General features: G+C 68.4%; 20 protein-coding genes. 12 read left to right on the plus strand and 8 right to left on the minus strand.

What is annotated here, in order from left to right:
* The first annotated feature begins 535 nt into the window (after positions 1-535).
* The 6 genes from B1H55_RS10360 (at position 536) to B1H55_RS10385 (ending at position 8,118) form a co-directional block, all read left to right on the plus strand.
* Positions 536-2,467, plus strand: a complete 1,932-nt coding sequence (locus B1H55_RS10360; protein ID WP_080461724.1) for a protein kinase family protein — start codon at positions 536-538, stop codon at positions 2,465-2,467.
* A 79-nt stretch (positions 2,468-2,546) separates the two neighbouring features.
* On the plus strand, positions 2,547-3,473 hold the full coding sequence (trxB, locus tag B1H55_RS10365; RefSeq protein ID WP_073452716.1) for a thioredoxin-disulfide reductase: 927 nt from the start codon (positions 2,547-2,549) through the stop codon (positions 3,471-3,473).
* A 47-nt stretch (positions 3,474-3,520) separates the two neighbouring features.
* Positions 3,521-3,847: a thioredoxin gene (gene trxA, locus B1H55_RS10370; RefSeq protein WP_073452718.1), complete on the plus strand. Its 327-nt coding sequence runs from the start codon at positions 3,521-3,523 to the stop codon at positions 3,845-3,847.
* Between the two features lie 309 nt (positions 3,848-4,156).
* Positions 4,157-5,590, plus strand: a complete 1,434-nt coding sequence (thrC, locus tag B1H55_RS10375) for a threonine synthase (RefSeq protein WP_077240803.1) — start codon at positions 4,157-4,159, stop codon at positions 5,588-5,590.
* A gap of 257 nt (positions 5,591-5,847) precedes the next feature.
* Complete coding sequence (locus tag B1H55_RS10380; RefSeq protein ID WP_077240802.1) at positions 5,848-7,155, plus strand: aminotransferase-like domain-containing protein; 1,308 nt, start codon at positions 5,848-5,850, stop codon at positions 7,153-7,155.
* Between the two features lie 9 nt (positions 7,156-7,164).
* Positions 7,165-8,118 (plus strand): D-alanine--D-alanine ligase family protein, encoded by a 954-nt coding sequence (locus tag B1H55_RS10385; protein ID WP_077240801.1) that lies wholly within the window; start codon positions 7,165-7,167, stop codon positions 8,116-8,118.
* A gap of 238 nt (positions 8,119-8,356) precedes the next feature.
* On the opposite strand, the gene B1H55_RS10390 is transcribed toward B1H55_RS10385, so the two are convergent.
* From B1H55_RS10390 to rpmH, 8 genes are all read right to left on the minus strand, one after another.
* Positions 8,357-9,820, minus strand: a complete 1,464-nt coding sequence (locus B1H55_RS10390; RefSeq protein ID WP_077240800.1) for a ParB/RepB/Spo0J family partition protein — start codon at positions 9,818-9,820, stop codon at positions 8,357-8,359.
* Positions 9,821-9,826: 6 nt separating this feature from the next.
* Positions 9,827-10,825, minus strand: coding sequence for a ParA family protein (locus tag B1H55_RS10395; protein WP_077240799.1), 999 nt, complete (start codon positions 10,823-10,825; stop codon positions 9,827-9,829).
* Positions 10,826-10,928: 103 nt separating this feature from the next.
* Positions 10,929-11,597 carry a 16S rRNA (guanine(527)-N(7))-methyltransferase RsmG gene (gene rsmG / locus B1H55_RS10400; protein ID WP_073452730.1) on the minus strand — a complete coding sequence of 223 codons (669 nt, stop codon included), beginning with the start codon at positions 11,595-11,597 and terminating at the stop codon, positions 10,929-10,931.
* 2 nt (positions 11,598-11,599) lie between these two features.
* Positions 11,600-12,226: a Jag family protein gene (locus B1H55_RS10405; protein ID WP_077240798.1), complete on the minus strand. Its 627-nt coding sequence runs from the start codon at positions 12,224-12,226 to the stop codon at positions 11,600-11,602.
* A gap of 62 nt (positions 12,227-12,288) precedes the next feature.
* Entirely contained in the window at positions 12,289-13,485 is a 1,197-nt protein-coding gene (gene yidC, locus B1H55_RS10410) for a membrane protein insertase YidC (protein ID WP_077240797.1), read from the minus strand.
* Between the two features lie 63 nt (positions 13,486-13,548).
* Positions 13,549-13,854 (minus strand): membrane protein insertion efficiency factor YidD, encoded by a 306-nt coding sequence (gene yidD, locus B1H55_RS10415; protein ID WP_077240796.1) that lies wholly within the window; start codon positions 13,852-13,854, stop codon positions 13,549-13,551.
* The gene (gene rnpA / locus B1H55_RS10420; protein ID WP_073452736.1) at positions 13,851-14,219 is read right to left on the minus strand and encodes a ribonuclease P protein component; all 369 of its coding nucleotides are present in this window, start codon (positions 14,217-14,219) and stop codon (positions 13,851-13,853) included. The genes yidD and rnpA overlap by 4 nt, the downstream gene beginning before the upstream one ends.
* A 1-nt stretch (position 14,220) precedes the next feature.
* On the minus strand, positions 14,221-14,358 hold the full coding sequence (gene rpmH / locus B1H55_RS10425; protein ID WP_017177846.1) for a 50S ribosomal protein L34: 138 nt from the start codon (positions 14,356-14,358) through the stop codon (positions 14,221-14,223).
* Positions 14,359-14,605: 247 nt separating this feature from the next.
* On the opposite strand from rpmH, the gene dnaA reads away from it, so the two are divergent.
* The 6 genes from dnaA to B1H55_RS10455 form a co-directional block, all read left to right on the plus strand.
* Complete coding sequence (gene dnaA / locus B1H55_RS10430; protein WP_077240795.1) at positions 14,606-16,228, plus strand: chromosomal replication initiator protein DnaA; 1,623 nt, start codon at positions 14,606-14,608, stop codon at positions 16,226-16,228.
* A gap of 642 nt (positions 16,229-16,870) precedes the next feature.
* Positions 16,871-18,004: a DNA polymerase III subunit beta gene (gene dnaN, locus B1H55_RS10435; RefSeq protein ID WP_073452740.1), complete on the plus strand. Its 1,134-nt coding sequence runs from the start codon at positions 16,871-16,873 to the stop codon at positions 18,002-18,004.
* A 37-nt stretch (positions 18,005-18,041) separates the two neighbouring features.
* Positions 18,042-19,262 carry a DNA replication/repair protein RecF gene (gene recF, locus B1H55_RS10440; RefSeq protein WP_077240794.1) on the plus strand — a complete coding sequence of 407 codons (1,221 nt, stop codon included), beginning with the start codon at positions 18,042-18,044 and terminating at the stop codon, positions 19,260-19,262.
* A complete protein-coding gene (locus tag B1H55_RS10445; RefSeq protein WP_231952670.1) occupies positions 19,255-19,926 on the plus strand; it encodes a DciA family protein in 672 nt (223 codons plus the stop codon). The genes recF and B1H55_RS10445 overlap by 8 nt, the downstream gene beginning before the upstream one ends.
* Positions 19,927-20,348: 422 nt before the next feature.
* Positions 20,349-22,409: a DNA topoisomerase (ATP-hydrolyzing) subunit B gene (gyrB, locus tag B1H55_RS10450; protein WP_077240976.1), complete on the plus strand. Its 2,061-nt coding sequence runs from the start codon at positions 20,349-20,351 to the stop codon at positions 22,407-22,409.
* Between the two features lie 101 nt (positions 22,410-22,510).
* On the plus strand, positions 22,511-23,903 hold a 1,393-nt coding region (locus B1H55_RS10455; RefSeq protein ID WP_276205183.1), incomplete at its 3' end, for a DNA gyrase subunit A.

A 23,903-nucleotide genomic window follows, 5' to 3' on the forward strand; every position in this document is an offset into this window, starting at 1 on the left:
GGCGGCCATGCCCGGCGCCGCGTCGACGCCGCGGCCGCCGCTCCCGGGATCAGTGCCACCCGCGGCGCGCACCGCCACCTGGCCCACCGGAGCGCCTACCGGGATGCCCGCCGCGGCCGAGGCGCCGTCCTACGGGAGCGCACCGCACGCGCCGCACGACCAGGGGGCGAGCGCGCCGCAGCCGCAGGGCCGGCCGATGGCCCGACCCGCCCTACCCGGTCACGCGGCGCCCACGGCACCAGCGGGGCCCGCACCTCAGCCCCCCATCGTCCCCGTCGCGGGCGCGCCGGCCACGAGCGAGCCCCCCGCCACCCTCCCGCCGTCCTTCGCCCCGGCGGGCAGCACCGGCGCATTCGCCACCGGGCCGGCGCTTGCCTTCCCCGGCCCCCTCTCACCCGCGACGATCCCGCCGTCTGGAGCCCCAGCAGGGCAGGTCTCCCCATCGGGCCCCGATTCGTTCGCGGTCAGCGCCCCAAGGCCCGCTACGATAAGTCCAAACCCACAGATAGCCGAGAGCACGGGAGGCAGTGTCCGCATGGACGGCATGGATCAGGCGAAGCCCATCGGGTCGGGGCGCTACGCGCTCACGGCCGCGATGCCCGCCACCCTGCCCCGTATCGTGCGGCATCTCGGCCGCGACGCGATCCTGGGGCGTGAAGTCGTCGTCCTGACCCTCAGCGGCGCCACGCCGCATCGCGACGAGATCCTCGATGCCGCCTCCCGCGCGGCGCTCATCGATGATGCCCGACTGCAGAGGGTCTACGACGTCGAGCGCGGTAACCCCGCTTTCATCGTCACCGAGGCGGTCGCGGGACGCTCCTTCGGCTCCCTCGTGCGCGAGGGCCTGAGCCCCGCCCAGGTCCGCGCGATCGTCGGGGAGGCCGCGCAGGCCCTGGAGGCGGCCTCCCGCAGGGGCCTGCACCACCTCAACCTCGCCCCTGAGTCCGTGCGAGTCCTGCCCGATGGCACCGTGCGGCTCTCCGGCGTCGGCATCGAGGCAGCGGCGCTCGGCCTGGAGAAGTCCGGTGGCGATCCGCTCGACTCCGATCGCGCCGACGCCCGCTCGCTCGTCGAGCTCCTCTACTTCGGGCTGACGCGCCGCTGGCCGGGCAAGCGCGCCGGCATCGCGCCCGCGCCCACCTCCGAGGGAGTGCCCGCCCGTCCCTCATCCTTCGTGCCCGAGCTCGCCTCGGAGAAGGACCTCGACGATCTCGCCGCCAAGTCCTTCGCCGATGAGGCACCGATCTCCGCCTCCGAGGTCGCCCACCAGCTCGGTCGCTGGGAGACGGCCGCCCTGCAGGGCCTCGTGCCCCAGGCACCTGCGGCACTGGGGCAGCCGGCGGCGCAGACCGCCCCCGCAGTGCCCCAGTCATCGCCCCGATCGGCCGCCTCTCCCGCCCCGGCCGAGGTCGCCAAGACCGTCCTCGGCCGCCTGCGCGGTCTGTCGGCCAATCGCGCCGGGGCCCTGGGCTCGAGGTCCGGCGCCAGCGCGGCCTCCGCCGCGGAGGCCATCGCCGCCGCCCCCAGCGCACCGGCGCCCGCCGCCCCCGCACCGCCGCCGACGCCGGCACCGCTCGGCGCCACTTCCGCGGCCTCGGCAGGGGCCGTCAGTGCCGTTGGCCCCACTGGCGGTGCTGAGGCCCAGGGCTCTGTTGCGGCCACCACGAGCGCGGCTCCGCTCCCGCCGGCGGTTCCGGGGGCGTCGACCGGGGCGGCGGCCCCGCCGCCCCCCGCTCCGGCCTTCCTGCCCGCCCGCCCCGCGCCGACGCTCCTCGAGCCTCTCGACACCACCGGCTCACTGCCCCGCATCATCGATGACATCGATGACGGCTCGCAGGACGACGAGGACTCGGAGACCGACAGTCGCGTCTCGACGGGCATCATCGTCGGGCTGCTCGCCGTCGTGCTCGTCGTCGCCTACTTCGCGATCACCAATATCCTCCAGCTCCTGGGCGTGCCCCTCATGGAGAAGGAGGTGCCCGCCGCGCGCACGGTGCCATCCACCGCCGCAGCCGCCCCCGGCGGCGACGGCCAGGGAGGGGACGCGCCCGGCCCCCAGGCGCCGATCACCATCACCGGCGCGAAGAGCCTGAGCGGCCAGCACCCCGAGCTCGAGGGCCGCCTCGTCGATGGGGACACCTCCAAGGACTGGTACACCCAGTGGGCCAATCAGCCCACGGGACTCGGCGATGTGAGCATCGCCGTCACCCTGCAGCAGGCCGCTCCCGTCTCCGGGATCGACCTCCAGGGCACCGGCCAGGGCGGTCACGTCCAGATCCGCGCCACCAGCGCGCAGGACCCCCAGGGGGGCACCGTGCTGGCGGAGGGCCCCTTCACCTCGGGTACCACCTCCTTCTCCTTCGACGCCACCACGACGGACACGGTCGCCATCGTCATCACCGAGTTGCCGGTGGCCCCCGACGACGGCAAGAACAAGGCCACTATCACCGAGATCACCCTTCGATAGGCGAGAGGGCGGGAACAAGCGGTTTTCATCGTTGGTTGCAACAGCTGCCGCTGCCCTATCACTCGCACACAGGAGAGTCATGATCCACGACGTCGTCATCGTCGGCTCCGGACCCGCCGGTTACACGGCCGCCATCTACACCGCGCGCGCGCAGTTGAACCCCGTTGTGCTCGCCGGCTCCGTGACAGCCGGGGGCGCCCTCATGAACACCACGGAGGTGGAGAACTACCCCGGGTACGACGAGGGCATCATGGGTCCCGAGCTCATGAATCACATGCAGGAGCAGGCTGAGCGCTTCGGCGCGGACATCCGCTACGAGGACGTCACCGCACTGGACCTGACCGGTGACATCAAGCGCATCACCACGGACGACGCCGTCTACGAGGCTCGCACCGTCATCATCTCCACGGGCTCGGAGTACCGCAAGCTCGGAATCGACGACGAGGACCGGCTCTCCGGCCACGGCGTCTCCTACTGCGCCACCTGCGACGGCTTCTTCTTCAAGGACAAGCCGATCGTCGTCGTGGGGGGCGGCGACTCCGCGATGGAGGAGGCCACGTTCCTGACCCGCTTCGGCTCCTCCGTCACCGTTGTCCACCGCCGCGACCAGCTGCGGGCGAGCGCCGCCATGGCCGCTCGCGCCGAAGCGGACCCGAAGATCTCCTTCGCCTGGAACTCCAAGGTGGTCGCACTGGGCGGGCAGGATGCTCTTGAGTCCGTCACCCTGGAGGACACCGTCACCGGGGAGCGCCGTGAGATCCCAGCCGAGGGCCTGTTCGTCGCCATCGGCCAGATCCCGCGCTCCGAGCTCGTCGCCGGGGTCCTCGAGCTCGACGACGCCGGCTACATCGTCGTCGATGCGCCCAGCCAGCGCACGGCCATCCCCGGGGTCTTCGCCTGTGGCGACGTTGCCGATGCCACCTACCAGCAGGCCATCACCGCCGCCGGCTCGGGCTGCCGTGCCGCGCTGGATGCCGAGCACTACATCGCCTCACTCACCGCCTGACCACCCATTTCCGCTCCACTCTCACCGACCATTCATTAGGAGATCCCATGTCCAACGCACTCGCCGTCACCGACGCCACCTACGAGGCCGAGGTCGCCACCTCCGAGCTTCCCGTCCTCATCGACTTCTGGGCGCCCTGGTGCGGGCCCTGCCGCCAGATGGCCCCCGTGGTGGACAAGGTCGCCGATGAGCTCGGTGAGAAGCTCAAGGTCGTCAAGGTCGACATCGACGAGAACCCGTCGATCGCCCAGTCCTTCGGCATCACCTCCATCCCGACCTTCGCCGTCGTCAAGGGCGGTCAGACAGTCCACCAGTTCTCCGGCTCCCGTCCCAAGCCGGCGTTCCTCAAGGAGATTGAGAAGGCCCTCGGCTGACGCCGACCGCGCAGGAGCGCATGCTCCGCACATGCGTGACGGCCGGCAAAGCCGCCTCTTCCAGGCGCCGCGCCCTCTGCCCTGCTCGGGGCAGGGGGCGCGGCGCTGTCTCATCAGGTGGGGAGAGGAGGTCTCGTCCGCATTTCATTAATTATATTTATCTATTATTTCCATAATTCAGATCTATTCTACGTATGGCGTTGTTTCACGTGAAACATCCATGACGCGATGAGCATCGGCTATCCCAAAGGCGGGCCTCGCCCTACGATGGGCACGATTCCCATCCCACTTCGACCAGCGAGGCGCAGCATGCAGTTCATCTCCACCCGCGGCCAGGCACCATCGACCAGTTTCACCGAAGCACTCCTCATGGGACTCGAGCCCGACGGGGGGCTGGCCGTTCCCGCCTCGATTCCCACGATCACCGCGGACCTCCTCGAGGAGTGGCGCTCTCTCGATTACGCCGCGCTGGCTGCCGCCGTCATCGGTCTCTTCGCGACCGACATCCCGAGAACCGATCTGCGCGCGATCGTCTCGGCGGCCTATGATCCCTCACGCTTCCCAGCACCGGTGGTTCCACTGAAACCGCTCGACGACGTCGTTCCCGGCCTCACTCTGGTCGGGCTGTCCGAGGGTCCCACGATGGCATTCAAGGACCTCGCGATGCAGTTCCTGGGTCAGGCCATCCCATACGTCCTGGCGCGCGATGGGAAGGTTCTCAACATTCTCGGAGCGACGAGCGGTGACACCGGTTCGGCCGCCGAGCACGCCTTCCGCGCACAGGAAGGGGTCGCAGTGTTCATGCTCTCGCCGGCCGGGAGGATGAGCGACGTGCAACGCGCGCAGATGTACTCCCTGGCCGATGCGAATATCCACAATATCGCGGTCGACGGGGTCTTCGATGACTGCCAGGCGCTCGTCAAGGCCCTCAGCAACGATGCCGCCTTCAAGGCCGAGCACAGCCTTGGTGCGGTCAACTCGATCAACATAGGCCGCATTGTCGCGCAGGCGGTCTACTACACGTGGGCCTGGCTGCGCGCCTCCGACAGCGCCTCCCCGGAGGAGAGGGGGAGGTTCCATGTGGATGTGGTGGTGCCCTCCGGGAACTTCGGCAATATCTACGCCGGTCACCTCACCAGGACCATGGGGCTGCCGATCCGCCGACTCATCCTGGCGACGAATGAGAACAATGTCCTCGATGAGCTCTTCACCTCCGGCGTCTACCGCCCTCGCTCAGCTGCCGAGACCCTGGCGACCTCGAGCCCCTCGATGGACATCTCGCGGGCCTCGAACCTGGAGCGTTTCGTGTGGCAACTCCTCGGTCCTGAAGAGTTCACCACTCGCTGGATGTCTCTGGAGACGACGGGCTCGCTCGATCTCACCGACCACCTCGCGGCCATGCACGACGACTTCGGCTTCCTCTCCGGCACGTCCACGCATGCGGATCGCCTGACGACGATTCGGCGCGTGCACAGGGCTATGGGAGGACTCGTCGATCCTCATACGGCCGACGGCCTCACCGTGGCCCTGCGGCACATGGAACCGGGCTTCCCAACGCTTGTCATGGAGACGGCTCTCGCAGCCAAGTTCGCCAAGACCGTGGAGGAGGCCCTCGGTGAGGTCCCCGAGCCCTCTGCGGCCATACAAGAGCTCCTCACCAAGGAGCAGCATGTCGCGACGATCCCGAATGACGAGGAAGAGCTGCGCAAGTTGATCGCGCGATCAGCACTGCGCCAACCCTGAGGATGGTTCGTGTTTCACGTGAAACCACTCCCAGCCGTTTCACGTGAAACACATCGACCACTCGCCGAGCGAATCACTCCTCCGAAGCGATACCGCTCGGCGATGGCCGATGACCGGGGCTATCGCAATACCGCAGCGGGGCCGTGTTTCACGTGAAACACGGCCCTCTTCCTGCCCGGACGAGGGAGGCCGAGGCGGTCCTCAGGCGTGGCAGACTTGGATCACAGCAAGGCTGCCCGCCCGGAAAGGACGATGACGTGACTGACCCGCAGCATGTGAAAGGGAACCGGCTCGATCCCTGGCTCGACAACTACGCAGTGCGCGCCCATGGTTTGCGCGCCTCGGAGACGCGCTCCTTGTTCGCCGTGGCGGCTCGTCCCGAGGTCGTCTCGCTCGCCGGCGGCATGCCCAATCTCAAGGACCTGCCCCTCGACCAACTCGCCGATGCCACGGCGACCATGCTCCGCAAGGATGGGGGGAAGGCGCTCCAGTACGGGAACGGGCAGGGCCTACCCCGTCTTCGGGAGCAGATCCCGGAGGTTATGGCTCTGGAGGGGATCGAAGCTGATCCAGAGGATGTCATCATCACCACCGGATCTCAACAGGCTGTCGACATCATCACCGAATTGTTCATCGACCCGGGCGACGTGGTGCTCGCCGAGGCACCCACTTACGTCGGATCCCTCTCCATCTTCGCCACGTATCAGGCCGACGTGCAACAGGTCCCCATCGATGCCCAGGGCGTCATCCCAGAGGCCCTGGAGGAGCGCATCGAAGCACTCAAGCGCCAGGGCCGTACCGTCAAGTTCTTCTACTGCCTTCCCAACTTCCACAACCCCGCAGGGGTGACACTCTCGGAGGCGAGGCGCCCCCAAGTCATCGAGATCTGCCGTCGGCACCACGTGCTCATCGTCGAGGACAATCCCTATGGACTCCTCGGATTCGAAGGGCAGACCTACACAGCGATGAAGACGATCGCACCGGACGACGTCGTCTACCTCGGCTCATTCTCGAAGATCTTTGCTCCCGGCTACCGCGTGGGTTGGGCGGTGGCGCCACCCGCGATCCGGGACAAGATGAAACTCGCCTCGGAAGCAGCGATCCTTTGCCCGTCCTCCATGAGTCAGTACTCGATCTCCACCTATCTCGATCAGTTCGACTGGCGCGCGCAGATCGCCGAATTCCGCGGGATGTACCGCCGGCGCAGGGACGCCATGATCGACGCCCTGGAGGAGCATCTCCCCAGTTGCACGTGGAACACTCCTGCCGGTGGTTTCTACGTCTGGCTCGGGCTCCCCGAGGGCCTCGATGCCAAGGAGATGCTCCCCAGGGCTGTCACGAACCTCGTCGCCTATGTGTCCGGGACGGCCTTCTTCGCGGGCGGCCGATCCGGCCAGGACCACCTCAGGCTCTCCTTCTGCTACCCCGAGCCGGAGGAGATCAGGGAAGGGGTTCGTCGACTTTCAGAAGTCGTGGCCCGCGATCTCGAGCTCATCCAGCTCTTCGGTCCGGCTCATCATGAGCCGAGTCCCGGTGTATCCGCTCCCGCCCCCGACCAGATCTGAGGTAGTTCCATGACAACCACGACGTCGCCAGAGCCGCTCCGCATCGCCGTCCTCGCCGGTGGCCTCAGCCATGAGAGAGAGGTGTCCCAGCGCTCCGGGAATCGCGTCGCTCAAGTGCTTCGCCACCTCGGTCACTCCGTCATCGTCCTCGATGTCGATGCCCGAATGATCTCCTCACTGCGAGCCTTCGGCCCGGACGTTGTATGGCCGTTGGTTCACGGCGGACACGGAGAGGACGGTGGGCTTCAGAACGTCCTCATCGGCCTCGAGCTGCCCTACGTCGGTACGCATTCAGATGGATGCCAGCGGGCATCCTTCAAGCCAACGGCCAAGGCGACCGCACGCGCCGGGGGCGTCCTCACCCCTGATTCCCTCACTCTTCCGAAGGACTATTTCGCTCAGATGGGGGCACAGGATGTTCTCGGCATGGTCACTGATCACCTCGGGCTTCCGGTTGTGGTGAAGCCGAACCAGGGAGGGTCGGGCCTCGGCGTATCCCTCGCATCCGATGCTGATCAGCTCCGCTCAGCCATGGTGGGCTGCTTCGCCTACGACGAGCGCGCTCTCATTGAGAAGTATGTCGCCGGCACCGAGGTTGCGGTGTCCGTCGTCGATACGGGCTCGGGTCCACGTGCACTCCCTCCAGTCGAGGTCTCGTCCGAGGGGGCCTACGACTTCGACGCACGATACAACCCGGGCCGATCCGAGTACTTCGTCCCGGCGAGGCTCTCGGAGGCCGCGATCGAACGGCTCAAGGAGACCGCTGTCATCGTCCACACGACATTGGGGCTCGGCCATGTCTCCAGAACCGATCTCATCCTCGATGAGGCCGGCACGCCCTGGTTCATCGATGTCAATGTGACACCGGGGATGACCGAGACGAGCCTCCTCCCACTGGCCGCTGAGGCCGACGGCGATCTTCCGAGCCTCTACGACGCCCTCGTCCACGCCCCACTGCTCTAGCGGACGCTCACTCCTCCTCTTATCGACGATCTCCCCGGTGCGCTCTGAGGCGCGCCGGGGAGATCTCTCTTCGAGGAGACTCGCCGTCGCACGAAGCGCCGTGTTTCACGTGAAACCAAGTATTCGAGTTCTATGGCGTACCAGGGTCGACGATCTTCGTCGGTTTCACGTGAAACAGTCGCGCCGCCAATCGAGAGGATTGGCGGCGCGATGATCGGGTATGAGATTCCTGGACGATTTAGACCTCGTCGAGGGAGGTTCCCGGTGCGAGGGCCTCGACCAACCGGGCCAGATCGTCCTCGCCTGCGAACTCGATGGTGATCTTTCCCTTCTTGGCACCTCGGACCACCTTCACCCGGGTGTCGAAGGCATCTGAGAGCCGCGTGGAGAGAGCGGGGAGAGGAAGTGAGCGACTGCGCTGAGAACTCGGCTTCGCGGCGGCAGCGGGTTCGTCGTGAAGTGCGACGAGCTCCTCCGTTGCTCGCACGGACAGTCCCTCGGACACGATCCGCTCGGCGAGGTTCTCCATCGCGTCATGGTCAGGCAACCCGAGGAGAGAACGAGCGTGTCCTGCGCTGAGGACCCCGGCAGCGAGCCGTCGCTGAACGGTGCCAGGCAGTTTCATGAGGCGCAGGGTGTTGGAGATCTGAGAGCGTGAGCGCGCGATCCTCCGGGAGAGCTCAGCATGAGTGCAACCGAAGTCCTCCAGGAGCGCCTGATACGCCGCAGCCTCCTCAAGAGGATTCAGTTGAACACGGTGGAGGTTCTCCAGCAGTGCGTCGCGGAGGAGGTCCTGATCGTCGGTGTAGCGCACGATGGCGGGGATGGTCTCAATTCCCGCGTGCTTGGAGGCGCGCAGACGGCGCTCACCCATGATGAGCTCATAGCGTGTGCCCTCCTCATCATCGATGCGACGCACGACGATGGGTTGGAGAAGCCCTACCTCCTTGATGGAGGAAGCGAGTTCCTCAATGTCCTCTTCATCGAAGACCTGTCGTGGCTGCCTCGGGTTCGGCGAGATGAGTTCCACGGGAAGCTCTGCGAACGTCGCCCCCGGCACGGGAACAAGCCCGTTGGAATCCTCGACGTCGGCGCCGTCGCCGCTGTGGTCCTCACCGTCCGCCTGCCCATGAGCGAGCTCCTCCACCGGAACCGGAGTGTCCTCCTTCACCGGCTCCCGTGAGGCAGCGATCTCGACGTCAGCGGGTTCAACCGTCGCATCCACCGCGTCGGCTACTGGGGAATCGGTTTCACGTGAAACTGACTTCCTCTCAGAACCGGAGTCCTCCTGAGCGGTTTCACGTGAAACATCCTCGATGGCCTTCGCCGCCCTCTTCTCGATCTCACTCGCCGGCCGCTTCGCCGCGATGCTCCTGCTCTCCTCCGTGGTCTCCACGGGCTGGCGGCTCCGATTGCCCGAGCCCCTCCGCCCATTCTTGGAGGTCCTCTTGGATGGGGCGAGGAGAGTGGCGGCGATATCCGCCGATCGATGCGAGGCCTGCACGGATGCCGAGGAAACATCCACGGCGTCGGTCATCTTCCCGCCGCCGGTCTTCGCCCTCATGCCCTCGTCCCCCTGAGTGGCGCGAGCGCGCCCCTCAGGGAAGAACACGTCCGTGGGGCGCCTGGCGGGCGCCTCCGTCTGGGCCTCCGGGATGAGGGCCTGCAGCCCACGACCGAGTCCGCGCTTCTTCTGCGCCATCTGTGCTCAGGCCTCCTTGGAGTTGTTCGCCGTGCCGGCGTCATTGCTGTTGTCGTTACCCGCATCATCGGTCTCGGGATCATGATTGCCCTGGGTGGCCTGACGCACTACGCGCCGCATCTGCCAGCCGTCGACGCCGCGGTCCGCGATCTCCCAGGCGAGCCGCTTGTAGGCGATGGCACCCGAGGCACGTGGATCCCAGAAAACCACCGGTGAGCCGAAGGATGGCGCCTCCGCGACGCGGATCGAGCGCGGGATCTTCGTGTCCAGCGTGGCATCGGGGAAGTAGGTCCGCACCTCCGCCTCAACGTCCCTGGCAAGGGTGGTGCGACCGTCGAACATGGTCAAGGCGATCATGGAGACTGCGAGGGCGGGGTTGTGAATCTCCGCGATCCGCTCAATGGAGCGGCTGAGCAGTGCCAGCCCCTCCAGGGCGTAGTACTCGGCCTGCATGGGGATGAGAACCTCGTTGGCGGCCACGAAGGCATTGATCGTCATGATGCCCAGGCTCGGGGGGCAGTCGATGATGACGTAGTCCATCCGAGGCTGCCCCTCCTCGTAGCGGGAGCGCAGATAGTCCTCGAGGGCGAGACGGAGCTTGGATTCACGTGACGAGGTGTTGATGAGCTCGATCTCGACAGCGGCCACGTCGATCGTGGCGGGCAGGCAGTAGAGGGTGGGGGCGAAGCGCGTCTGGACGATGACGTCCTTGAACGGCATACCATCCACGAGGACGTCGTAGATCGAGGCATGCTCCTCATCATGGGGAACGCCGAGGGCGGTGGAAGCATTGCCCTGGGAGTCGGCATCGATGAGTAGCACGTGGAGCCCGGCCTCCGCGAGGGCGGCTGCCACGTTGACGGCGGTCGAGGTCTTGCCGACCCCGCCCTTCTGATTGGCCACAGCGATCACTCGGGTCTGCTCCGGTGGCTGGAACCCGCCCTCGGCCAGCTCGTTCAGTGTCGAGTGATCAGCTCGGACCTGATCGAAGATGGATCCCGGCACGCTGCTCTCCTCCAACGACGGCGCACGGCACCTCAAGGGGCACCGTCTGTCCCGTCAGTCTACGGCAGGAGCACCGCCAACCACCGGTGGGCGCGAGGCGAACTCAGCGGCGCGGGCGCTGAACCTGGACGACCTTCGTCACGTCGTCGCCGGCGGTGACGACTTCATGGACGACAGCAGGGAGGAGCTTCGCCTTCTTGATGACGTACTTGGCTTCGCGGACCTCGTCGTCCGCCTTGGCCCCCTTGAGGGCGAGCAGGCTCGCCCCTGGACGGAGCAGCGGCGCCGTGAACCGGACGAGCTTGGAAAGGTTGGCGACGGCGCGCGCGGTCACGGCGTCGTACTTCTCCCTCATCTCCTCAGCCCGGGCACGGTGAATCGTCACGTTGTCGAGGCCGAGCTCCTCGACAACGTCCGATAGCCACACCACACGACGTTCCATTGTTTCAATAAGTGAAACTTCTAGATCAGGTCGGATGATGGCGACGATGATGCCGGGGAAGCCGGCGCCCGATCCGACGTCGGCCACGGTCCCCCGGGAGGGGAGAAAGGGGCCCACGGCCGCGGAATTGACGAGATGCCTGGACCAGAGCCTCGGCAACTCGCGGGGGCCCAGCAGGCCCCGCAACTCGCCCTCGGCCACGAGCATCTGCGCGAAGTGCTCCGCGGCCGGGAAGCCCAGTCCGAAGATCTCGCGCATCTCCTCGGTCGGCTGCTCGACCTCGGCGACCTGATCCTCCAGGGCGCCGCCGGCCTCCTGACCCGATCCCATGCTCAGTCCCGCTTCTCCTCGACGGCCTCCGCAGCCTCGGCACTATCACTGCCCTCAGTGCCCTCCGCATCCTCCGGCTCGTCGATGCCCGGCTCATCGCCCTCCTCGGGCAGCATGACGACGACGTGCCGGTGCGGTTCGGCGCCCTCGGACTCGGAGACCAGTCCCGCCGCGGCGACGACGTCGTGACAGACCTTCCGCTCGAAGGGGTTCATCGGCGCCAGCGACACCGTCTCACCCGAGGCGTGGACCCTGGCCACGGCCTCGGCGGCGATCTTCGTCAGCTCCTCGCGCCGGGCCGCCCGATAGCCGTTGATGTCGAGCATGAGTCGCGAGCGGTTGCCGGTGCGGGCCTGGACGGCGAGCCGGGTGAGCTCCTGGACGGCCTCGAGAACCTCCCCGCCGCGGCCGACGAGGTCGGCGAGCTCGTGCTCATCGCCCTCCTCCGAGGCGACGATGGCGATGGAGGCGCGGCCGTGATCGACGTCGATGTCGATGTCCCCGCCCAGATCGGCGATGTCGAGGAGCTCTTCCAGGTAGTCGGCGCCGACCTCGCCCTCCTCCTCCAGGCGCTTGACGGTGTTGGAGACGGCCGGGGCCGGAGCCGTGTTGCCAGTGTTGTCAGTCACGATCTATCCGTTCTTTCGCTTCTTCGAAGTGCGGTGCTGGGTGGGCCGATTCATGGCCCCGATCAGTGGTTCTTGCGCTGCTTCTTGGCCTGCGCCTTGCGCTTGGCGGCCGCCTGCTGGCGGGCACGGGCCTTGCGCTCGTAGCGGCGCCGGGCGATCTCCTGCTCGGTGAGCCCGCCGTGCTTGGTCGAGGCCGATGACGCCGACGAGGCCGAATCATCATCCGACACGCCCTCCCCGGAGCCGCTCGCCGCGGCGTACGCCTCCTCCGCGGTGGCCGGCAGGGACGACCTCTTCTGGCGGTTCTTGCGCACCGGTTGGACGCGCTGTCCTCCGGTCCTACCGGCGGCCTCGGCCTCCGCCAGGCGCTTGGCGGCCTCCTCCTCCTCGAGGGAGGGCAGGCCCTTGGCCGCGCGCTTGGCGTTCTGCTTGGCCCGGTAGTTGCGCTCGGCCTCCGATCCCGGGGCCGGCATCCGGTGGATCGTGTAGAACTGCTGTCCCATGGTCCACAGGTTCGAGACCAGCCAGTAGATGAGCACACCGATCTGGAAGTTGATGCCCGTGACGGCGAAGACGATGGGCATCACCGTCATCATGATCTTCTGGGTGCGCATCATCGGGTTGTCGTCCGTCTTGGACGAGTCCGGCATGTTCTTGGTGGTGATCTGCGCCATCGTGTACCACTGGCTCACGGACATGGCGAGGATGAGGATCACGGAGACGATCTGGACCGTCAAGTTGCCGTTGGCCTGCATGAAGGACGATGACAGCGGCGCCCCGAGGACGGTGGAGTCCTGCACCTGCTCGGCCAGGTCGGCGGTCAGGGGGCCGATCGATCCGCGGGAGTAGGAGCCATCGGCCACATCCTGCAGGGACGCGAGCACGCGGAACAGGGCGAAGAAGATCGGCATCTGCACGATGATGGGCAGGCAGGAGGCCATGGGGTTGGTGCCGTGCTTGCGGTAGAGGGCCATCATCTCCTCCTGCTGCCGCTGGCGGGAGGCCGGGTCCTTCTTGCCCTTGTACTTCTCCTGGAGGGCCTTGAGCTCGGGCTGCATGAGCTGCATGCCCCGCTGAGCACGGATCTGCCGCACGAACAGCGGCATGATGAGCAGGCGGACCACGATCGTCAGGCCGACGATCGACAGCACCCAGGCAATGCCGGCCCCATCGGGCAGGCCGATGGCGACCAGGGCCTGGTGGATGTGGACCATGACCCAGGCGATGGCCACCTTGATCGGCCACAGTATCGTGTCCATCTGCACTCCTTGTATGCGTCTGGCGGGAGGGAACCGCCTGCCGGATGATCCGGCGCTTCCCGCTCAGTCCTTCTCGAGCTCGAAGCGGGGGATGTCGTGTGGGTGGTGGTAGCGCCATTGACCCCGGTCAGGCACATGGTCGACGCCGCCCCTGCTCCAGGGATTGCATCTCAGGATCCGCCAGGCCGCCAGCGCGAGTCCCTTGAGGGCGCCGTGCGTGCCCAGCGCCTCGACGGCGTAGGACGAGCAAGTCGGGTAGTAGCGGCACCTGGCGGGGATCGCCGGGGAGATCCAGCGCTGATAGGCGCGCACGCAGGCCGCCACGGCCCGGGCCGGGGGCGAGGGGCGGGCACCGGATGAGTCGGTCATCGACGTCGTCCCCTTCCCGCCAGATCACGGCAGCGGGCCAGGGCGCGATCGAGATCGACACCGAGCTCGGCGCTCGTGGCGCCGTCCGCCTCGGCCAGCCCCCGGATGACGATCCGCGAGCCGGGCTCGACCCCCCCGATCCGCGCCCGCATGAGGGCCCGGATGCGGCGCTTGATGCGATTGCGGTGCGTGGCCCTGGCCACTTGCCTCTTCGGCACCACGACGCCGACGAGCCCGGGGGTGGTGTCCCCGGCCCCGCCGGCGCGGTAGTGAACGACGAGTCTGCGGCTCCCACTGCGCGCACCGGACTTCACCGCGATCGAGAAATCATCCGATCGCAGCATCCGATGCGCGGCCGGGAGCACCTCAGGCGGCGAGACGCGCGCGGCCCTTGCGGCGGCGCGAGGCGAGAACGGCGCGGCCGGCGCGGGTGCTCATGCGCTTGCGGAAGCCGTGCACCTTGGCGCGACGGCGGTTGTTCGGCTGAAAGGTCCGCTTGCTCACGGGGATACTCCTGGTCGGAAACGTGGAACAGCGCGACGCGGGGCCGCGGCGCTGTCGCCCGCGGTGGCGGCCCCAGGGTGAGGGGCGTGACTCCACGCGAACGTCCGCACCACAATACGTTTCGGCGCTCTGACGGGTCAAACCCCTTGTGCTGCTGGGAGGTGAGAAACGGGCCACGTCGGCGGGAGGGGCCCCCGCGCGTTAGGCTCGTCGCCTAGATCCGTTCATCATCACTCAGGAGAACCACGTGCTCGAGGACGCGGTCACCAAGTGGCACTCGGCTCTCGAGGTCCTCGCGGCCTCGGGCGAGCTCGGCCAGGGCAAGGTGTCCATCATCCGCATGACCCGGGTCATCGACGTCGATGGCACCCTGGTCCTCGTCGCGGGCTCCTCGTTCGCCAAGGACATCATCGACAGGTCCCGCGATCCCATCGGCCGGGCGCTCACGACCGCCTGGGGCAAGGAGGTCCCCTTCGAGGTCATGATCGACACCTCCGGGGATCCCGTGCCCCCGCCACCGCCGTCGGCCCCGAGCGCCGAGCAGGGCCTGGCCGGCACCCCCTTCATGTCCGCCATGTCCTCGGTCCCCCCGGCGCCGCCGATCACGCCACCGGTGGTCCACCCCACCGTCGTCGAGCACGGATCATCGCCATCGACCCTCTCCCCATCATCGGCGCCGTCGGGCGCCCCCCTTCCCCAGCCGACGCCGTCGTCGCTCGTGGCGGGGCGCACCGACTTCTCGATAGGCGGGCACGGGCACTCGACGGGGGGCACCGGGTCCAATCCCTTCGCCGCCACAGCGCCCGCGAGCCCCGACGGCTCCACCCTCAACCCGCGCTACACCTTCGACACCTACGTCACGGGCTCCTCCAACCGCTTCGCGCACGCGGCGTCGATCGCCGTCGCCGAGGCCCCGGCGCGCGCCTACAACCCCCTGTTCATCTACGGGGGGTCCGGGCTGGGCAAGACCCACCTCCTCCACGCCATCGGCCACTACGCGCGCACGCTCGACCCGACGATGCGCATCAAGTACGTCAACTCCGAGGAGTTCACGGCCGACTTCATCGCCGCCGTGCGCGACAACCGCGACAACGGCAGCCTCGACTCCTTCAAGCGCCGATACCGCGATGTCGACATCCTGCTCGTCGACGACATCCAGTTCCTGGCGGACAAGGAGCAGACGCTCGAGGAGTTCTTCCACACCTTCAACGCCCTCCACTCAGCGGGCAAGCAGGTGGTCCTCACCGCGGACCAGCCGCCCAAGGCCATGAACAACCTCGACGAGCGCCTGCGCTCGCGCTTCGAGTGGGGCCTGCTCGCCGACGTCCAGCCCCCGGACCTCGAGACCCGCATGGCGATCCTGTCACTCAAGGCCCGGGCCGAGGGACTCGACCTGCCCATGGACGTCCTGGAGTACATCGCCTCGCGGGTGACGACGAACATCCGCGAGCTCGAGGGCGCGCTCATCCGCGTGACCGCCTTCGCCTCGCTCAACCAGCAGACGATCGACCAGACCCTGGCGGAGATGGTCCTGCGTGACATCATCTCCGACCCCGCCGGCGAGGAGATCACCACATCCCTCATCATGACGCAGACGGCGGACTACTTCGGCATCACCGTCGATGACCTGTGCAGTGCCAACCGCTCGCGCCTCATCGTCCACGCGCGCCACATCGCCATGTACCTGTGCCGAGAGCTGACCGACCTCTCCCTGCCCAAGATCGGCCGGGAGTTCGGCGGTCGCGACCACACCACCGTCATGAGCGCGGACAAGAAGATCCGCCAGCAGATGGCCGAGCGCCGCTCCACCTTCAACCAGGTCACGGAGATGACCAGCCGTATCAAGCAGGCGGCCCTGGAGCAGGACTGACGCCCCTTCGCCGAGACCGGTCGAAAACGCCAACGAAACCGGTCCTCTATCCACAGGCCCACATGAGGACGGGGTCGTCGGCACCGCCACCTCGCCCTCTGAACCGGTTTCGATCGCCATTTCGACCGGTCTCGGCGATAAGGGTGGGCGATGGGTTTTCGTTGATTTCACGGGGTCAACCACTCATATGAGGCGCATGTGACTCATGTGATCAATGGTTCTCCTGAGTGTTGATCCACGCCTGTGGACAGCTCTGTGGATAACGTCATCGGCGCCGTGGATCGCCAACCCCGCCCTGTGGCGCTCACCGGGGCCGGCTGTGAGTCGCTCCCGGGTGCTCCCGCGCCCCTCCACCCCTGCCGTACCCCGGGGCACCGAACCACTCCTTTGTAGTTCCACATCCCCATCGGACCGTGACCAGCGAGGAATCCCATTTCCCACAGGATCCACACCTCCTACTACACCTACCAACTCACTACACGAGCCCGAATCACACGCCCGGCCAACGAGGCGCCCCGCCCCCTAGTCCGGGCACCTGGAGGACCGACGTCCCATCGCCGCGCCCGGCGCACGAGGCGCGCCGGGCGCAAACCGTCTACACTCGCCGATGTTGTCTGTCCGCACTCTCCTCAGGGGGCCACAGTGAAGCTCAGGGTCGACCGCGATGTCCTCGCGGAGGCTGTCACCTGGACAGCCCGCTCCGTTCCCGCCCGTCCGCCCGTGCCCGTCCTGGCCGGCGTGCGGCTGGAGGCCTCCGGATCGACACTGGTTCTGGCCTCCTTCGACTACGAGGTCTCCGCCCACTGCGAGGTACCGGCCGACATCGAGATCGAGGGCGTCGTCCTCGTCTCCGGGCGTCTGCTGGCCGACATCGCCAAGGCCCTGCCGGCCAAGCCGGTCGACCTCGAGCTCGAGGGGACCAAGGTGATGGTCACCTGCGGCTCCTCGCATTTCTCCCTGGCCGCCATGGCCGCCGATGACTACCCGGCGCTGCCCCCCATGCCCCAGGCGGCCGGCACGATCGACGCCCACGACCTCGCCCAGGCGGTCGCCCAGGTCTCCATCGCCGCCTCCCGTGACGAGACCCTGCCGCTGCTGACCTCCATCCAGGTCGACGTGCAGGGCGAGGCACTCACCCTCATGGCCACCGACCGCTACCGGCTCGCCGTGCGCGAGATGACCTGGACGCCGTCGGACTCCTCCCTCGAGACCACCGCCCTGCTCAAGGCCCGCACGCTGTCCGATGTGGCCAAATCACTCACCTCCTCGGGGGATGTCACCCTGGCGCTGAGCAACGGCGGCGGGACCTCCTCGGGCCTCATCGGCTTCGAGGCCGGTGGGCGCCGCACAACCTCCCTGCTCACCGACGGCGATTACCCCCCGGTGCTGCGACTCTTCCCCGACCAGACCCTCATCCACGCCACCGTCGGGCGGGAGGAGCTCATGGCCGCAGTACGGCGCGTCAGCCTCGTCGCCGAGCGCTCCACCCCGATCCACATGTCGTTCTCCCAGGGGAGCCTCACGCTCGAGGCCGGCCAGAGCGACGACGCCCAGGCCTCCGAGAGCATCGTGGCCCACCTGGAGGGCGAGGACATCGCCACGGCATTCAACCCGGGCTACCTCCTCGACGGCCTCGGCGCCATCTCCGACCCCTACGTGCGCCTCGACTTCACTCACGCCTCCAAGCCCGCGGTCCTGACCGGCATGAGCGCGATCGGCGGCGAGGAGGACTCCTCCTTCCGCTACCTCATCATGCCGATCCGCTTCGGCGCCTGACCCGGCGCGAGGCCCCGGCTTCGCCCTCCCGCCGATCGTGTACGTCTCCGACCTGGCACTCGATGACTTCAGGTCCTATCGGCACCTCGTGGTGGGCCTGGAGCCGGGCATCAGTGCGTTCATCGGCCCCAACGGGCAGGGCAAGACCAACCTCGTCGAGGCGATCGCCTACCTGTCCACGCTGAGCAGCCACCGAGTGGGCGCCGATCGGGCCCTCGTGCGCCGCGCGGACGACGGCGAGCAGCCCGGCGGCGCCGTCGTGCGGGCCAGGGTGGTCCACGGCAACCGTCCCAGCATCATCGAGATCGAGATCATCGCGGGCAAGGCCAACCGCGCCCGGCTCAATCGCGGCGCCTGCCGGCCGCGGGACCTCACCGGGATCCTGCGCACCGTCGTCTTCGCGCCCGAGGACCTCTCCCTCGTGCGCGACGAGCCCGGGGTGCGGCGCCGCTTCCTCGACGACCTCGCCGTCATGCTGCGTCCCGCCCTGGCCGGGACGCGCCTCAAGCACGACAAGATCCTCGCTCAGCGCGCGAGCCTGCTGCGATCGGCGCGCGCCCACCGGGGCCGGGGCGCCTCGTCGACGGAGTCGATGATGTCGACCCTCGAGGTCTGGGACGCCCAGCTCGCCGCGGCCGCCTCGCGCCTGATCGCTGCGCGCATCGAGGTCGTCGGGCGCCTGCGCCCCTGGGTCGAGTCCTGCTACGAGGCCGTCTCGGGCAACCAGTCCGAGGCGCGCATCGCCTACCGCTCCAGCCTCCTGGCTCACGAGGGCGCCGCCGATCCCGATCCCGGCCCCGCCTGGCAGGAGGCACTGGCGGCCGAGAGTGGGCTCGGCGACACCGCATCGGTCGCCGCCCGCCTGGAGACGGCCATGGGCGAGCTCCACGAGCGCGAGATCGAGCGCGGCGCCAACCTCGTGGGCGCCCATCGCGACGACCTCTCCCTCTTCCTCGGCGGTCTGCCCGCCAAGGGTTTCGCCTCCCACGGCGAGCAGTGGTCGCTGGCGCTGGCACTGCGACTGGCCTCCTACGAGATGCTGCGCCACGACGTCGATGCCTACGGCGGCGACGGCGAGCCCGTCCTCATCCTCGACGACGTCTTCGCCTCATTGGACGACAAGCGCCGCAAGGCCCTGGCGACCATGGTGGCCGGCGCTCAGCAGGTACTGGTCACGGCCGCCGTCGATGCCGACGTGCCGGAGGGCCTGGTCGGCGCGAGATTCCACGTCGCCGGATCGGAGGTCACCCGTGACTGAGGACCGGCCGGGTGCCGAGGGCGGGCGCGTCGACCACCCCGGCGATCGTGAGGCGGGCACCGCCGGGGACGGCGCGACTCTCGCCTCGCGCGCCCTGTCGCGCGTGCGGGCCTCGGCCTTCGAGCGCGGTCAGATGCGCGGACCCATGCGCTCGTGCGATACCGCGGGGGCGGATGACCCCGCGCCCTGGGACGCCCGTCGGCGCCGCGCCGGCATCGACGGCGAGGGGGGCTCCGGCCCCGACGACGTCGATTGGACGGACCGCGCGCCCGGGCTGGCCGCCGATCGCGGCCGCCCCGGCCCCAGCCGCTTCGATCCGAGGACCGCGAAGAAGGACCTCGCCCGCATGGTCGACCGCAAGGGATGGGCGGGGATGCTCGCGGTGGCCGGCGTCGCCGCCCGCTGGGAGGAGATCGTGGGCAGGTCCGTCGCCGAGCACTCGCGCGTGGAGTCCTTCGACCCCGGGCGGATCACCATCCGGGCCTCCTCCTCCAGTTGGGCGCAGCAGCTGCGGCTGATGATGCCCACGATCTCGCGGCGCATCAGCGAGGAGGCCGGGGGCGCCGGGATCGACGTCCATGTGCTGGGGCCGGCCGGGCCCACCTGGCGCCACGGCCGCTTCCCCGTGCGGGGCGGGCGCGGCCCCCGCGACACCTACGGCTGAGCGGCAGCGCCGCCGCCGGGGCGGGTGTGCGGCTGCCGCCGGGCCCCGGGGCCGGCCGAGTCCCGGGGCCCGGAGCGGGGGAACGGAGGTGACGCCCGGCACGCTCCGCCAGGCCCCTCGAGGTCGGGCTCACGGATGGTTTCGCGATAGGATCGCCTCGGACAAGCCCATGGCGCGTCGAAGGCGTTGAAGGCGCTGACACGTACCCCTCCCCATGGAAGGGGCCTGCCTCCCAGGAGCGCCCTGTGAGAGCGGAATGCCGACGACCGCCCCGGGCGAAGCGGCGGGGCCACCGTCCCGCACCGCCCGGCCCGCCCGCATCGCGGGCGCGAGAACTGAGGAGCAGCAAGCACGTGCCCGACCAGGACGCCTCTGAGAACTCTGTGCCCGAATCCACTTCCGCCGACGTGGCATCGCCCCGGGTGGGGACTCATCCGGCAACGCCCGCCTCGCCCGCGACCGCGGGCTCCGCGGACTACGGCGCTTCCGACATCACAGTCCTCGAGGGGCTGGAGGCCGTGCGCAAGCGCCCGGGCATGTACATCGGCTCCACCGGTGAGCGGGGCCTGCACCACCTCGTCTACGAGGTCGTCGACAACTCCGTCGACGAGGCCCTCGCCGGCTACTGCGATCACATCGAGGTCACCATCCTCGCCGACGGCGGGGTGCGCGTGGTCGACAACGGTCGCGGCATCCCCGTGGACATCCACCCCACCGAGGGCAAGCCCACCGTCGAGGTCGTCATGACGATCCTGCACGCCGGCGGCAAGTTCGGCGGCGGCGGTTACGCCGTCTCCGGCGGCCTGCACGGTGTGGGCATCTCCGTGGTCAACGCCCTGTCCACCCGCGTGGACACGGAGATCCGCCGCCAGGGGTACGTGTGGCGCATGTCCTTCGCCGACGGCGGCCGCCCCATCACCGAGCTCGTCCGGGGCGAGGAGACCGAGGCCACCGGCACCACGCAGACCTTCTACCCCGACCCCGGGATCTTCGAGACGGTCGACTTCGACTACGAGACCCTGCGCCGTCGATTCCAGCAGATGGCCTTCCTCAACAAGGGCCTGCGGATCACCCTGACCGACGAGCGCCCCAGCGCAGTCGAGGAGGGCGATGAGATCGCCGGCGATGAGGGCGGGACGGGAGCCGAGGCGCCGGCGCCGGCCAAGGGGCACCGCTCCGACACCTTCCGTTACGAGCACGGCCTGCGCGACTACGTCGCCTTCCTCAACAAGTCCAAGAAGGCCGAGCTCGTCCACCCCGAGATCATCGACTTCGAGGCCGAGACCGTCCTCGAGGGCACCCGTGCCATCAGCCTCGAGATCGCCATGCAGTGGACGTCCGCCTACTCCGAGTCCGTCCACACCTACGCCAACACGATCAACACCACCGAGGGCGGAACCCACGAGGAGGGCTTCCGCACCGCGCTGACCACCCTGGTCAACAAGTACGCCCGCGACAAGGGCCTGCTCAAGGACAAGGACGACAACCTCACCGGCGACGACATCCGCGAGGGCCTGACCGCGGTCATCTCGGTCAAGCTCTCCGAGCCGCAGTTCGAGGGCCAGACCAAGACCAAGCTCGGCAACACCGAGGCCCGCACCTTCGTCCAGCAGACCGTCTACGCCCAGCTCGGGGACTGGCTCGACTCCCACCCCGCGGATGCCAAGTCGGTCATCGCCAAGGCCTCGCAGGCCGCCGCCGCGCGCGTGGCCGCGCGCAAGGCCCGTGAGGCCACGCGCCGCAAGGGCGTCCTGGAGTCCGCGTCCATGCCCGGCAAGCTGCGCGACTGCTCCTCGCGCGACGCCTCCGTGTGCGAGATCTTCATCGTCGAGGGGGATTCCGCGGGCGGCTCCGCCGTCGGCGGTCGGGACCCCGAGCACCAGGCCATCATGCCCATCCGCGGCAAGATCCTGAACGTGGAGAAGGCCCGCCTGGACCGCGCCCTGTCCTCGGACACGATCCGCAGCCTCATCACCGCCTTCGGCACCGGTATCGGCGAGGACTTCGATCTGGCCAAGCTGCGCTACGGCAAGATCGTCATCATGGCCGACGCCGACGTCGACGGCCAGCACATCGCCACCCTCCTGCTCACGCTCCTGTTCCGCTACATGCGGCCCCTCATCGAGCACGGGCACACCTACATCGCCATGCCTCCCCTGTACCGCCTCAAGTGGTCCAATGCCGAGCACGAGTTCGCCTACTCCGACGCCGAGCGCGACAAGCTCCTGGCCGCGGGCGCCGATGCAGGTCACCGCCTGCCCAAGGAGGGCGGCATCCAGCGCTACAAGGGACTGGGCGAGATGAACGACCACGAGCTGTGGGAGACCACCATGGACCCCTCCTCCCGCATCCTCAAGCAGGTCACCCTCGATGAGGCCGCCAATGCCGATGAGACCTTCGCGATCCTCATGGGCGACGACGTCGAGCAGCGCCGCGCCTTCATCCAGCGCAATGCGACCGACGTCCGCTTCCTCGATATCTGAATGGCCGCGGCCGGCGCCCGCGCGCCGCCGTCGGCCCCACGCCACCGCCCGGCAAGGCATTGAACGCACTTGAAGGCACTGAAGGACACTGAAGGATCCACGTGAGCGACGAGACCACCACCCCCACCGGCATCCAGGAGCACGACCGCATCCAGCCGGTCGACCTCCAGATGGAGATGCAGCGCTCCTACCTGGACTACGCGATGAGCGTCATCGTCGGGCGCGCCCTGCCGGACGTGCGCGACGGCCTCAAGCCCGTCCACCGCCGCGTCCTGTACGCCATGTACGACGGCGGCTACCGCCCCAATTCCTCCTTCTCCAAGTCCTCCCGCGTGGTGGGCGAGGTCATGGGGAACTATCACCCCCACGGCGACGCCGCCATCTACGACGCCCTGGCGCGACTCGTGCAGTGGTGGTCCCTGCGCTACCCGCTCGTGGCCGGGCAGGGGAACTTCGGCACCCCCGGCAACCTGGGGCCGGCCGCTCCCAGGTACACCGAGTGCAAGATGGCCCCGTTGGCCATGGAGATGGTCCGGGACATCGACGAGGAGAGCGTCGACTTCCAGGACAACTACGACGGCAAGAACCAGGAACCGGTCATCCTGCCGGCCCGATTCCCCAACCTGCTGGTCAACGGCTCCGAGGGCATCGCGGTGGGCATGGCGACCCGCATCCCCCCGCACAACCTGCGCGAGGTGGCCCGCGGCGTCCAGTGGTTCCTCGAGCACCCCGACGCCACCCGCGAGGAGCTTCTCGAGGCCCTCCTCGAGATCATTCCCGGCCCCGACTTCCCCACCGGCGCCACCATCCTGGGTCGGCGCGGCATCGAGGACGCCTACCGAACCGGGCGCGGATCCATCACCCAGCGGGCCGTCGTCAACGTCGAGGAGATCCAGGGCCGCCAGTGCCTCGTCGTCACCGAGCTGCCCTACCAGGTCAACCCCGACAACCTCGCCGACAAGATCGCCCAGCTCGTGCGCGACGGACAGGTCGGCGGCATCGCCGATATCCGCGACGAGACCTCCGGCCGCACCGGCCAACGGCTCGTCATCGTGCTCAAGCGCGACGCCGTCGCCAAGGTGGTGCTCAACAACCTCTACAAGCGCACCCCGCTGCAGGACAACTTCCCCGCCAACATGCTCGCCCTGGTGGACGGGGTGCCCCGTACTCTCAGCATCGACGGCTTCGTGCGCCACTGGGTGGACCACCAGATCGACGTCATCGTGCGGCGCTCCCGCTACCGCCTGCGCAAGGCCGAGGAGCGCCTCCACATCCTGGAGGGCCTGCTCAAGGCCATCGACGCCCTCGACGCCGTCATCGCCCTCATCCGCCGCTCGCCGACCACCGAGGAGGCGCGGACCGGACTCATGGGCCTGCTCGGCGTCGACGAGGCCCAGGCCGAGGCGATCCTGTCCCTCCAGTTGCGCCGCCTTGCCGCCCTGGAGCGCCTCAAGATCCAGACCGAGGCCGAGGAGCTCCAGGCCAGGGTCGCCG

This window comes from Actinomyces denticolens (assembly GCF_002072185.1).
In the GTDB taxonomy this organism is placed as follows: domain Bacteria; phylum Actinomycetota; class Actinomycetes; order Actinomycetales; family Actinomycetaceae; genus Actinomyces; species Actinomyces denticolens.